Genomic DNA, 12,023 nt, shown 5'->3' with positions numbered 1-12,023 from the left:
GTGCTCGAGCGCAACCTTGATCCACATGGGTCCAAGCCTGACCGATCCAGGTTGCACAGCGGTAACGAACGACCGAGTCGCCTGGCTCGACGGCCTGTCCGGAATGGACGTGATCTACCACGGGATCGATCCAACGGGATCAGAATTCGGCGACTGGTAAACACATTTCACTTCGACTGAATCGTCGACACCGGGTCGACGAAACCCTTCCGATTACCCCCTGGGGTTTAGACGAAAAGTCCATCCTCCTATCCGGCGCTGGGAACCGATATCGCGACGGCTTATGCGTCGGTGAAGTGGCGGCAGGAGAAGGGGTGTCACCTGCAGCGATGCAGATTTCCCTCGCACTTTCGGGACTCCTTTGGGGCACTGTCCAAAAAGGCGATCGAATGAGTTTACGCCACGAATTCTTACGCAGGAATAGAAATCAATAAGTTTGAGAAAGTTCTTGACTTCATGCTTTCGATCGCTTCAGGATTCATCCGTCACGACCTCACAGCAAACCAAAGGAGATCTCGTGAATTCTCGGACTCGAATCGCCGCTGTCGTCGCTGGACTCGCACTGGCCACCGTCACCGCACCGGCCCTGGCCAGCCCTATCCCACCTCCAGTCCCTGACTGCCCGGTCCCGGAGACCCCGGTCCCGGGCAGCCCTGCTCCCGACTGTCCGGTTCCGGACAATCCCGTTCCGGACGTTCCGGACACCCCCGAGGTTCCGGACGTCCCGGACAGCCCCGAGGTTCCGGAGACCCCGGACGTCCCGGAGACGCCGGACGTTCCCGAGGTCCCGGAGACCCCGGACGTTCCGGACGCCCCTGAGGTCCCCGAGACCCCGGATGTCCCGGATGCCCCTGAGGTGCCGGACGCCCCTGAGGTCCCGGACACGCCTGAGGTTCCGGACGTCCCCGTCCCGGGCGATCAGGCCCAGGACAAGCCCGCTGCGGACGTACCCGCGCCGGACGTTCCCGTCCCGGACGTTCCCGTCCCGGATGTTCCGGTCCCGGACGTTCCGGTCCCCGAGGTCCCGGGCGTGCCCGGCGTTCCCGGCGTGCCCGGCGTGCCGGAGCTCCCCGGCGTCACGGACAGCCTGCTGGGCATCGTCAACAGCCTCCCGGTCGTCGGTCCGATCCTGACCGACCTGCTGAGCTCGATCCTCGGGAAGCTCCCGGTGCCGTAACCGGCACACACCATCACCGACAACCCGCAGAGGTCCAGCAGCGTTCGTGCTGCTGGACCTCTGCTCTGTGGCTGGCGCCCGGCCTCAGCCCTTCGGGAACGAGCCGGCGAGCTCGATGAGGCGGGTGTTGGCCTCGGCCTCGCCGATCGAGACGCGTACGCCCTCGGGCGGGTAGGGACGGACCACCAGGCCGACCTCGTCGGCAGCGGCCGCGAACTCGGCGCAGCGCTCGGCCGACTCGAAGGCGAACCAGACGAAGTTGCCCTGGGCGTCGGGGATGTCCCAGCCGGCGGCCCGGATGCCCTCGACCACGCGGGTCCGCTCGGTCACCAGGTCGTCGACCCGCGCCAGCAGCTCGGCCTGGCGCTCGAGCGAGGCGACACCGGCCGCCTGAGCGACGACGTTGACCCCGAACGGCAGCGCCATCGCCCGCAGGGTGGCGGCGATCGGCGCGGGCGCGAAGGCGTAGCCGACCCGGAAGCCGGCGAGCCCGTAGGCCTTGGAGAACGTACGCAGCACCACCACGTTGGCCCTCGAGCGATAGGTGGCGATGCCGTCGATCGCGTCGTCCATGCGTACGAACTCGGCGTAGGCCTCGTCGACCACGACCAGCACGTGCTCGGGCACCTTCGCGAGGAAGGCGTCGAGCTCGGTCTGGGTGACCGAGGTGCCGGTGGGGTTGTTGGGGGTGCAGACGAAGACGACCTTCGTACGCTCGGTGATGGCCGCCGCCATCGCGTCGAGGTCGTGACGTCCACCCTCGGTCACCGGCACCTTCACCGCGGTCGCCCCAGCGGCCAGGACCGCGATCGGGTAGGCCTCGAAGCTGCGCCAGGCGAAGACGACCTCGTCCTCGGGACCGCAGTAGGCCGAGACCAGCTGGAAGATCAGCGCCACGGCACCGGTCGAGAGCGCGAGCTCCTCGGCCGGCACGCCGTAGGCCTTCGCGAGCGCGTCGTAGAGCTCGGTGCTGCCCGCGTCGGGATAGCGGTTGACCCGCCCGGCCGCCTCGGCGGCGATCTCCACGACCCCGTCGAGCGGCGGGTACGGGTTCTCGTTCGAGGACAGCTTGTAGGTCACCAGACCAGGCCGCTCGACCGGCGGCTTGCCCGCGACGTACGCAGGCATAGCGGCGACACTGGGACGGGGCTGTGGGGTGCTCATATCGTGAGATCCTAGGTGGGGATGACCTCGCCGCCGTAAACCACGGGGACGTCGCGGCCGACCACGATGTCGAGCGGGTTGGTGACGCAGCGGACCGACCCGCCACCGAGGTGGAGCTCGCTCATCTCGACGATCCGGATCGTGAATCCCCAGCCCTCGAGGATCGGCCGGATGCGGTCCGGGCAGGACGGCATCACGATGGTGCGGCCGATGACGATCGAGTTGGCGGCGAAGGTGCTGAGCGCCTCCTCCTCGGTGATGACCAGCGGCTCGGGGACCAGGTCGAGGAGCGCCTCGGCCGACTCCGGCGCGAGCGCGTCCGGGCAGACGATGGCCCGGCGCTCGTCGAGCGGGCAGAAGGCCAGGTCGAGGTGGTACATCCCGGCGTGCGTCGTCCGCACGCTCATCACCCGCACGCCCATCTCGGTCGCCAGGGTCTTGAGCGCCATCTCGTCGGTGCGCGGACCGGTGCCGGCGACCAGGTGGCCGGCGAACGGGAAGACGTCGCCCGCCTCGAAGGTCGGCCCGACACCGTCCTTGCCGACGTACGCCGTGCTCCACCCGTTCGCGGCGAACCACTCGACCGCGGAGCGGGTCTCGTTGCGGCGCTCGGGGAAGCGCATGTGGGAGAGGAGCGCGTGGCGGCGGCCGTCGGCCAGCGTGGCCGCGAAGCCGAGGTTCATCGCGTAGACCATGTCGGGGCTGTCCTCCCGCGGCGCGATGACGTCGACGCGGCCGCCGAGCTCCTCGATGGTCGCCTTGAGGGTGTCCCACTGCGCGCGAGCACGGGCCGGATCCGGCTGGATCTCGGTGTCCATGAACGGGTTGATGGCGTAGTCGATGCGGTAGTGCGTCGGCTCGGTCATCAGGTAGTGACGGCCCCAGGCCAGCGAAGTGCTCACTCGTACCCCTCTCAGGTCAGATCCAGGTCAGATCGTCGGATTGCCTGATTGACTGATTGTCAGACAATCTCGTTGCGGTTAGGTTAGAGCACGAACGGTCATCACCGGAAGCCGACGCAGATAGGACAATGGGTCCATGTTCGAGTCGCTCACCCTGGACGAACCCGCATCGACGGTCGACCGTGTCGCCGACGAGCTCCGCCGGGCGGTGTTCGAGGGCGAGGTGGAGTCGGGCACCCCGCTGCGCGAGCAGGGTCTCGCCGAGTCGCTGGGCGTCGGCCGCTCCACCGTCCGCGAGGCCCTGACCATCCTGGTCGCCGAGGGCCTCGCCACCCGGGCCCCCAACAAGGGCGTCGCCGTCGCCACCCCCGAGGCCGCCTCGGTCCGCGACGTCTGCGCCGCCCGGTGGGTGCTCGAGGGCGCCGGGGTCCGCAACTGGCTCAACGCCTCCCCCGAGTCCCGCCGCGAGGTGCACGAGTCGCTCGATGCGTACATCACCGCCGTTCACTCCGAGAAGGCGTCCTACCGCGAACTCAACGAGCGCCACCTCGCCTTCCACCTCTCGCTCGTCGCGCTGACCGGGTCACCACGGCTGGTCGCGATGCAGGAGCACCTGGTCCTCGAGCTCAAGCTCGCCCTCGCCCAGGTCGACCGCATCCGTCGTAACGCCCATGACCAGGCCGAGGACCACGCGGCCCTCGTCCGGCTCCTCGACGCCGACCGCATCCACGACGCGGAGCGGTTCCTGCAGAAGCACCTCTCCGACGCCGCCCACGACATCTGCAAGGCCCTTCGGCTGGAGAGGTGACCTCGGTCGTCACGCCGCGCCGCGCGCCTCTTACGCCGGGGTGTCGTGCCTGCCAGACTCGATGACATGCGCATCGTGACCTGGCTCATCACCAACGCCATCGCCCTGGCCGTGGCGACCTGGCTCGTCGGCGGGATCTACTTCGACGGCCCCACCAGCGGCATGGCGGAGGTCAAGCAGAAGCTGCTGCCGCTGCTGATCGTCGCCCTCGTGCTCGGCATCGTCTCGGCGTTCGTGAAGCCGATCCTGAAGATCCTCTCGATCCCGTTCATCCTGCTCACCCTGGGCCTGTTCCTGCTGGTGATCAACGCGGCGATGCTCGGCCTGACCGCGTGGATCCTCGGCCCGACCGGGGTGGGTTTCCACGTCGACGGCTTCTGGGCTGCCGTCCTCGGCGGCATCATCATCTCGATCGTCGGCTGGGGTATCGACCGGGTCTGGCCCGACAGCGACGACTAGGTTCGGGCGCCCGAGATTCGGCATCCGCCCCGCGTTCTTGGCTGAAATGTAAAACTCGGGCCATGAAGATCGCGGTCGTCTGCCTGGGCAACATCTGCCGTTCTCCGATGGCGGAGGTGGTGCTGCGCGACCGTCTGGACGGTGCCGGGCTCGACGACGTGGAGCTGGTCTCGGCCGGCACCGGCGGCTGGCACACCGGCGAGAAGATGGACCGCCGGGCGGCGGCGACGCTGCTCGAGGCGGGCTACGACCCCGAGCGCCACCGGGCCCAGCAGTGGCCGGTCGGGGACCCCGAGACGTACGACCTGGTGTTGGCGATGGACGCCGACAACCTGGCCGATCTGGCTGGTCAGGCACCGGAGAACGGCCTGCGCATGTTCCGTGATTTCGATCCCGAAGGCCCCGGCGACGTGCCCGATCCCTATTACGGTGGTGTCGAGGGATTCCGGGAGGTGCTGGCGATGGTGGAGCGTACGAGTGATGCGATCGTCGCATCCGTGGCCGCGTCGAGGCCCGGTTCGTGACCCGTCAGCCCGCGGTCGCCCGTCGCGCCGAGCAGCTGCTCGGGGCGGCGGTGGTGAGCACGTCTCCGGTCGCGGGCGGTGACATCTCGACCGCGACCAAGATCCGGCTCAGCGACGGCTCGCTGGTCCTGATGAAGGCCCTCTCCCCGCCGCGCGACGACTTCGTCGCTGCCGAGGCCCGGGGGCTGCGCTGGCTGGAGGAGTCGGGGGCCGTGAAGGTCCCCGAGGTCCTCGCCGCCGAGCCCGACTGCCTGGTGCTCCGCTGGATCGAGCCGGGCCGTCCCAACGCCGAGACCGCCGAAGACCTCGGCCGCGCGCTCGCCGCTCTGCACCGCACCCCGGTCTCGGGGTTCGGCGCTGACAAGGACGGGTTCATCGGCCGGCTGCCGATGCCCAACAAGCCCGCCGACACCTGGGCCGAGTTCTACGCCGTACGCCGCCTTCTCCCCTACCTCAAGGCCGCCCGTGACCGCGGCGCCATCGACGCCGCCGGCGCCGAGAGCGTCGAGCAGGTCGTCGGTAAGCTGACCTCGCTGATCCCGGAGGAGCCGCCGGCGCTGCTCCACGGCGATCTCTGGAACGGCAACGTGCTCTGGGACCGGAGCGGCGATGCCTGGCTCATCGACCCGGCTGCGTACGCCGGTCATCGTGAGGTCGACCTCGCCATGCTGGCCCTGTTCGGCCTTCCCCATCTGGAGCGGATGATGTCCGCCTACGAGGAGGTGACGCCGCTCGCGGAGGGCTGGGAGGAGCGTCAGGGCCTTCACCAGCTCTTCCCGCTGCTCGTCCATGCGGCCATGTTCGGCGGCGGCTACGGCGGCCGGGCGGCCACCGTCGCGGCGCGTTACCTCTGACCAGCCCCTGACGACGGCCCGCAGTCGCCCGCCGGGATCCTGGCCTTCGCCTCGATGCTCGGCAGGTTGGCCGCGGCCGCCTGGGTGCCGAAGTTGCCGAAGACGGCGAGCATGACGTCGTTGATGAGGCTCTCACGGGCGCCGGCGCCGTAGTAGCGGGCGCCGGAGGCGGCGGCCACCTTCTCCAGGAGGCACTTGTCGGCCGAGTTGCCGTAGGGGATCGTGTAGATCCGGACGCGGGACTCGCTGCCCGCGATGTCGGCGACGAGGGCATCGTTGGCCGCCTGGTTCTCCTCCGCGTCGGAGCCGTCCGGGGTCAGGTTGGTGGCGCCGTCGGTGAGGAGCACGACCGCCTTGGTCTTCGGGTTGTCCGGGTCGTTGGTCTGCGCGAGAGCGTCGTGGGCGGCCTGGACCGCGGCCGGAAGCTGGGTCGTCGTACCCCCGGCCTCGATGGCGCCGATCTCGGCCCTGACCTGCGAGATCCGGTCACCCATCGGGGCCAGGGCCGTCTTGTGCACCGAGCTCCCGAACGTCCACACCGCCAGCTCGTCCTTGGGCGCCAGCAGGCCGATCGCGGCGTTGGCCGCGCTCTGGACCCGGTCGATCTTTGCGGCTCCCGGGGCGACCTCGTCGTTCATCGATCCCGAGTTGTCGATCAGCAGGATGACCTGCGAGTTCTTGCGTACGCCGTCCCACTCGGCGCGGATCCGCTGGATCGCCTCGGCCTCGGGCTGAGGGAAGGTGTCGTCCTCGTCCACGGAGCCGATCCGCTCGAAGCCGTCCTCGACGAACGCTGCCTGCGCCTCGTCCTCGCCGAGGAACTCGTAGAACTCCTCGGCCAGCTCGCGCTGGGCCTCGGAGAGACCTGGCATCAGGACGTACGGATGGTCCATCGCCAGGGTGCCCTCGGGCGGGATGTGCGACTCGAACCTCCGCACCCGCGGGTGGCTCTTCTCGCCGTAGCCGGGCAGCTGGTCGCAGTCGGGCTCGGCGCCGGAGGGCCGACCGCTGTTGTAGAGGTCGACCAGCTGCTTCTGGATCACCAGGGCGTCGACGGGCTCGACGATGCCGCAGTAGAGGTCCTGGACGTACGTCGTCGCCTCGTCGCCGTAGCTGCCGACCGAGGACTCGAGCTCGCGCACCCAGGCGTTGACCGCCTCGTCCTCCGGCGCCTCCGGAGTGATCCTCACACTGGCGCCGGCGGCGGCGCCCGCCCGGACCGCGGCGTTGTAGGTCAGCATGCTGGCGCCCAGTCCCGAGGTCGACCAGAGCGGCTCGTCACGGCCGAGCACGAAACCGGTGCCTGCGGTCTTCCCGGCCACGGCCTTCGCCTTCAGCCACTCCATCGACACCTCCTCGCCGTCCGCCGTCCCCTCCGGCACCGCGATGACCATCACGCTCTCGGTGACGGGGCCGAGCGTCTCGTACGTCTTCTTCGTGTCGAGCTCGAGGAGGTCGGTCCACATCGAGGAGGTGGGGAGCCATACGTCGGGGCGGCTGCGGCCGGTCTGGCTGCGCTCGAACATCGGCTCGACGATCTCGACGTCCCAGTCGGAGGCGAGCGCCTCCATCGCGGCGCCCGAGGTCAGGCCGAGGACGTTGACGTCGACGCACCGTCCGTCCACCTCGCGGCCGGTCTCGAACTCGGTGGCCAGGCGCTGCACGAGGTCGTCCTTCTCCGTGGAGGAGGTGACGTCGAGGACGAGACACTCGCCCGTGGAGCCGGGCCCGTCGATCCAGCGGATGACCAGGACGGTCCCGACGACAGCGAGGACGACCGCGCCGGCCACCGCCATGATCGCGTGGCCGCGCACCCAGTTTCCGAGCCCCGCGACCACCGCGGCGATGATCTCGGCGAACGCGCGGGCGAAGCGGCGCGGGAGGCTGATCCGCGTGTTGAGCCCGGCGAACGTCGAGGAGATCAGCACCCTGGTCGCGTCGTCGCCGACCGAGCCGTCACACATGCCGAGCAGGCGGCCCGTCCGGGCGTGCACCATCGGCACGCCTTCACAGACGCCGGCGTCCAGCGGCGCCTCGTTGCGCTCGGTCTTGACGTCGACGTGCTCCTGGGCCGCCGACCTGATCTCCGCCTCGACCCAGTCGCCGGCCCCGTTGCGCGCGGTCGGGTCATGCACCAGGACCTTGGTGTTGACGACCGGCGCGGCGAACCGGAACGGCAGTACGCGGCGAGGCAGCCGCTCCACGCCGACCACGTCCAGAGCGACGACATCGCCCTGGCTGTCCGCGAGGCGTACCTGGACGCTGACCTCGCCCGTCGCGGTGCGGAGGTGGGGGAACCGCACGGTGAGCGTGTCGTCGGCGAGGTTCTCGACCGCCATCTCGGCCACCCGCCGGGTGGTGAGGATCCGCTGCGGCGAGACGACGAAGCCATAGCCGACCTGCTCGCCGGTCCCGTCGAGGACCGTGACGAGCGCCCGTCCCCACCGCTGATGCCGGGAGATCGGCAGCTCCGCCGCGACGCCGATGCCCAGGAAGATCAGCGCCGCCCACGTGAACGGCGACCGGATCATGTCGGCGAGATGGCTCGGCGTCTGCTCGACCGCCCAGCCGCCGAAGAAGATCGCCACCATCGCAACCACCGACACGACCGCGCGGGGGAAGGGAAGTAGGGGCACGCCGGAGCTCCAGATGGGGGATCGCGAGCAATCGTTCGTCCGGACTATAGGGGTCGACGAGGGGTCGTGAGCGGCAAACGTTTCAAGTGGCCGGGGCCGGCCGGCGCGGCCCGACATGCAGCAAGGGCGCTTGATCTGCGTTGTCGCAGGTCAAGCGCCCTTGTCTGGCTGGCGGTGACGGTGGGATTTGAACCCACGGTAGGTCTCCCTACACAACATTTCGAGTGTTGCACCATCGGCCGCTCGGACACGTCACCGCCGAATAAGTTACAACCTCGGGGTGTCTTCGCCGAAATCGGGGGCGCCTCGCTGGGCTCCGAAGAAGTCCTCCAGTAGCGCACGCTGCTCGTCTGCCAGCAGCCCGGCGACGACCTCGGGCCGGTGGTTGAGCCGGCGGTCGCGTACGACGTCCCACAGCGATCCCACCGCGCCGGCCTTGTCGTCGAAGGCGCCGAAGACGATGCGCTCCACCCGGGCCAGGACCGCGGCGCCGGCGCACATCGTGCACGGCTCCAGGGTCACCACCAGCGTGCAGCCCTCCAGCCGCCACTCGCCCCGCGCCTTGGCCGCCTCCCGCAGCGCCACCACCTCGGCATGTCCGGTGGGGTCGGCCTCGGCCTCGCGTACGTTCCTGCCTCGCCCGATCACGGCACCGGCCGGGTCGACCACGACCGCGCCGATCGGCACGTCACCCGTCGCCAGGGCAGCACGGCCCTCCTCCAGGGCGGCCCGCATGGGGGCCTCCCATTTGTCACCGACGCCACCAGCAGACATGAACCAACCCTAACGACGGCAGAGCGGCGCGCGCTCGTCTGGACTGACTGGAGCGAGGGAGCGAAGCGACTGAACGGAGGGAAGGAAGACGAGCGCTGAAAGCGCCGCGATGCGCGAATTGCGAAGCAATCGCAAATCAGGCAGGCATGAGGCCGACGGCGTCGTCGAAGGCCTCGCCGCAGCCGATCGCCCGGGCGATCTCGGAGAGCGTCTCGTCGGGGTAGAGGTCTTCCTCGAACATCTCGTCGATGAGGATGCCCATATCGACCGCGCTCATCCCGAAGTCGGCGAGGATGCCCAGATCGCCGGCGGGGTCGGCGTCCTCTTCCTCCTCGACCTCCTCGGGCAGCGGCAGGCCGAGCACATCGAGCGCCGATGCGGCCAGCTCCCACTCGTCCGCGGCGGTCACGTCGGAGAGCAGCACCCTGGTCGCGGCACCGGTCACCCGGACGATCACGAAGAAGTCCTCGTCGATCGCCGCCATCGCGATCGCCCCGCCATCGCCTGGAAAGCGGTGGAGCGCGTGCGTCAGAGTCTCGACATCGGTCAGCAGGTCGTGAGCGAGCTCGCGCACGACCCAGGCGCCGTCCTCGCGATACATCGCGACGGCGAAGTCAACACCCTCGATCTGCTCCAGCTGATCAGACACACGACCAGAGTGACATCGAAACCGCCGTGGGTCTAGGGGGAATTGGTGACCTTGGGGCGAACCGATCGTAGGGTTCAGCCCATGGAGACCCTCGTTGTGGACCACCCGCTCGTCGCCCACAAGCTCACCACGCTTCGCAACAAAGAGACCGACTCGTCGACTTTCCGTCGTCTCGCCGACGAGCTCGTCACGCTGCTCGCCTACGAGGCGACCCGCGGCGTGCGGGTCGCCCCGGTCGACATCGTCACCCCGGTCGCGCCGACCCAGGGCGTACGCCTCACCGACCCGCAGCCGCTGATCGTGCCCATCCTGCGGGCCGGTCTCGGCATGCTCGACGGGATGATCCGGCTGCTGCCGACCGCCGAGGTCGGCTTCCTCGGGATGGTCCGCAACGAGGAGACGCTGGAGGCGACGACGTACGCCGAGCGTCTCCCCGCCGACCTCTCCGGCCGGCAGTGCTACGTGGTCGACCCGATGCTGGCCACCGGCGGCACCCTCGCCGCGGCGATCGACTTCCTGGTCTCGCGCGGCGCCGACGACATCACCGCCGTCACCCTGCTGGCTGCTCCCGAGGGCGTCGCCGCCCTGGAGAAGGCCCTCGACGGCATCGAGGCGCCGGTCCGGGTCGTCACCGCGGCCATGGACGAGAAGCTCAACGAGAAGGGCTACATCGTCCCCGGCCTCGGTGACGCCGGCGACCGGCTCTACGGCGTCGCGGGCTGAGCTGCTGGCGCCGGGGTAACACGCTGTTCGTGGGGCTCGTCCGCGGGTAACACGTCGTTCGTGGAACTTTCCGGTCGTTCTGACAGGGCGAGTAGACCTACGAACGACGTGTTACACGGGCGGCGGACCAGCCACGGACGGCTCAGGCCTTGACCGTCACCTTCTCCTCGACGTACGGCTCGGCCTCGACGGTCTCGGCCTCGGCCGCCTCGGCCTTGCGGGCCCGGCGCTTGGCCGCGACGGCCTTGAACGGCCAGGTGAGGAGCTGGTCGAGGGTGATCCGGCCGGGGGCGACCAGGCCGAGGACGAGGGCGGCGGTGCCGAGCGCGGCAGCGAGCTCCCAGCCGCCCTGGTCGACGAAGACCTCGGTGGTGCGGTGGGCGTACCAGATCGCGCCGGCCATCTGGCCGGCGAGCAGGATCCCGGCGATCGGCGCGAACAGGCCGACGGCCAGCAGTGCGCCACCGGCGAGCTCGACGTAGGTCGCGACCTGGGCGGCGATGGCAGGCTCCGGAACGCCCAGGCCACCCAGGAACTGCTCGGTGCCGGCGAAGCCCTGGTCGTACTTCTGCCAGCCGTGGGCGACGAAGATCCCGCCGACCACCACACGGGCAGCCAGCAGCACGACGTCGTTGAAAAGTCCGGTGTAGGCGTTGCGCCCCACTCGACGACTCATGTCCGGTTCTCCTCTGGGTCAGGTCAGAACAAGCCGCACACGGTAGCGACCTGGGTCCCCGACCGGTACCGCCCGGGGCTTCCTCTCAGCCGAAGGGGAACTCTGCTATGACCTCGTAGACCGGACGCTTCCGCGGCCCCTCGCCGAGCCGTGAGTGGACCAGCGCGAAGGAGGAGACGGTCCAGGCCGGGCCCCGGTACGCATCGAGCAGCCGCACCCAGTTGCTGAGCTCCACCGGGGTGCCGGTGCGGGCGACCGTCAGATGGGGGCGGAACCGGCCGCCGTCGACCTCGACCCCTGCCTTGACCAGCGCGTTCCTGGTGCCGGCGGCGACCCGGTCGAGCTCCTCGGCGGCATCGGTCTCGACGCCGGCGTAGAGCACCTTGCCCTCGGCCACATTGGGGAAGGCACCGCCGCCGGTGATGGTCAGCTCGAACGGCGTACGCCGCCCCGCGGCCGTCTCCAGCCGCTCGATCGCGTCATCGAGGGACCTGTCCGGGACGTGCTCGGCGAAGGCGAGCGTCAGGTGGAGCTGGTCGGGCGCCGACCAGCGGAAGGAGGCCGCGTCGCGGCGTACGGACAAGAACTCGTCGAGATCCTCGATCACCGACTCCGGCGGGATCACCGCCACGAACATTCGATTCATCGGTGTCCATTGTGCCGGGCGGGTGGGGCGG

At 69.6% G+C, this 12,023-nt stretch carries 13 protein-coding genes and 1 tRNA gene; 6 read left to right on the top strand and 8 right to left on the bottom strand.

What is annotated here, in order from left to right:
- Positions 1–517 precede the first annotated feature (517 nt).
- A complete protein-coding gene (locus tag G5C66_RS26285) occupies positions 518–1,177 on the top strand; it encodes a hypothetical protein (RefSeq protein WP_241248840.1) in 660 nt (219 codons plus the stop codon).
- Positions 1,178–1,261: 84 nt separating this feature from the next.
- On the opposite strand, the gene hisC is transcribed toward G5C66_RS26285, so the two are convergent.
- Both hisC and G5C66_RS24785 read right to left on the bottom strand, forming a co-directional pair.
- A complete protein-coding gene (gene hisC, locus G5C66_RS24790; RefSeq protein WP_165114285.1) occupies positions 1,262–2,341 on the bottom strand; it encodes a histidinol-phosphate transaminase in 1,080 nt (359 codons plus the stop codon).
- 11 nt (positions 2,342–2,352) lie between these two features.
- Positions 2,353–3,243 (bottom strand): arginine deiminase-related protein, encoded by an 891-nt coding sequence (locus tag G5C66_RS24785; RefSeq protein ID WP_165114282.1) that lies wholly within the window; start codon positions 3,241–3,243, stop codon positions 2,353–2,355.
- A 136-nt stretch (positions 3,244–3,379) separates the two neighbouring features.
- Between G5C66_RS24785 and G5C66_RS24780 the strand changes: the two genes are divergently transcribed.
- The 4 genes from G5C66_RS24780 (at position 3,380) to G5C66_RS24765 (ending at position 5,888) form a co-directional block, all read left to right on the top strand.
- On the top strand, positions 3,380–4,051 hold the full coding sequence (locus G5C66_RS24780; protein ID WP_165114279.1) for a GntR family transcriptional regulator: 672 nt from the start codon (positions 3,380–3,382) through the stop codon (positions 4,049–4,051).
- A 66-nt stretch (positions 4,052–4,117) separates the two neighbouring features.
- Positions 4,118–4,510, top strand: a complete 393-nt coding sequence (locus G5C66_RS24775; protein ID WP_165114277.1) for a phage holin family protein — start codon at positions 4,118–4,120, stop codon at positions 4,508–4,510.
- Between the two features lie 62 nt (positions 4,511–4,572).
- Positions 4,573–5,034, top strand: a complete 462-nt coding sequence (locus G5C66_RS24770) for a low molecular weight protein-tyrosine-phosphatase (RefSeq protein ID WP_165114274.1) — start codon at positions 4,573–4,575, stop codon at positions 5,032–5,034.
- Complete coding sequence (locus tag G5C66_RS24765) at positions 5,031–5,888, top strand: fructosamine kinase family protein (protein ID WP_165114271.1); 858 nt, start codon at positions 5,031–5,033, stop codon at positions 5,886–5,888. Before G5C66_RS24770 ends, G5C66_RS24765 begins: the two co-directional genes overlap by 4 nt.
- Here G5C66_RS24765 and G5C66_RS24760 read toward each other — a convergent pair.
- The 4 genes from G5C66_RS24760 to G5C66_RS24745 all read right to left on the bottom strand — a co-directional run bounded on the left by G5C66_RS24760 (position 5,879) and on the right by G5C66_RS24745 (position 9,947).
- Positions 5,879–8,524 (bottom strand): VWA domain-containing protein, encoded by a 2,646-nt coding sequence (locus G5C66_RS24760; protein ID WP_165114269.1) that lies wholly within the window; start codon positions 8,522–8,524, stop codon positions 5,879–5,881. The genes G5C66_RS24765 and G5C66_RS24760 overlap by 10 nt on opposite strands.
- A gap of 169 nt (positions 8,525–8,693) precedes the next feature.
- A tRNA-Ser gene (locus G5C66_RS24755) sits at positions 8,694–8,781 on the bottom strand.
- A 10-nt stretch (positions 8,782–8,791) separates the two neighbouring features.
- A complete protein-coding gene (locus G5C66_RS24750; protein WP_165114336.1) occupies positions 8,792–9,259 on the bottom strand; it encodes a nucleoside deaminase in 468 nt (155 codons plus the stop codon).
- 175 nt (positions 9,260–9,434) lie between these two features.
- Complete coding sequence (locus G5C66_RS24745) at positions 9,435–9,947, bottom strand: tRNA adenosine deaminase-associated protein (RefSeq protein WP_165114266.1); 513 nt, start codon at positions 9,945–9,947, stop codon at positions 9,435–9,437.
- An 81-nt stretch (positions 9,948–10,028) separates the two neighbouring features.
- On the opposite strand from G5C66_RS24745, the gene upp reads away from it, so the two are divergent.
- A complete protein-coding gene (upp, locus tag G5C66_RS24740; protein ID WP_008354663.1) occupies positions 10,029–10,670 on the top strand; it encodes a uracil phosphoribosyltransferase in 642 nt (213 codons plus the stop codon).
- A 142-nt stretch (positions 10,671–10,812) separates the two neighbouring features.
- Here upp and G5C66_RS24735 read toward each other — a convergent pair whose 3' ends face one another.
- Together G5C66_RS24735 and thpR are read right to left on the bottom strand one after the other, a co-directional pair.
- Positions 10,813–11,346 (bottom strand): DoxX family protein, encoded by a 534-nt coding sequence (locus tag G5C66_RS24735; RefSeq protein ID WP_165114264.1) that lies wholly within the window; start codon positions 11,344–11,346, stop codon positions 10,813–10,815.
- Between the two features lie 85 nt (positions 11,347–11,431).
- Positions 11,432–11,992 (bottom strand): RNA 2',3'-cyclic phosphodiesterase, encoded by a 561-nt coding sequence (gene thpR / locus G5C66_RS24730; protein ID WP_165114261.1) that lies wholly within the window; start codon positions 11,990–11,992, stop codon positions 11,432–11,434.
- Positions 11,993–12,023: the final 31 nt, after the last annotated feature.

Source organism: Nocardioides turkmenicus, assembly GCF_011045035.1.
GTDB classification, from domain to species: domain Bacteria; phylum Actinomycetota; class Actinomycetes; order Propionibacteriales; family Nocardioidaceae; genus Nocardioides; species Nocardioides turkmenicus.
This window is presented reverse-complemented; position numbering and strand designations above follow the sequence as displayed.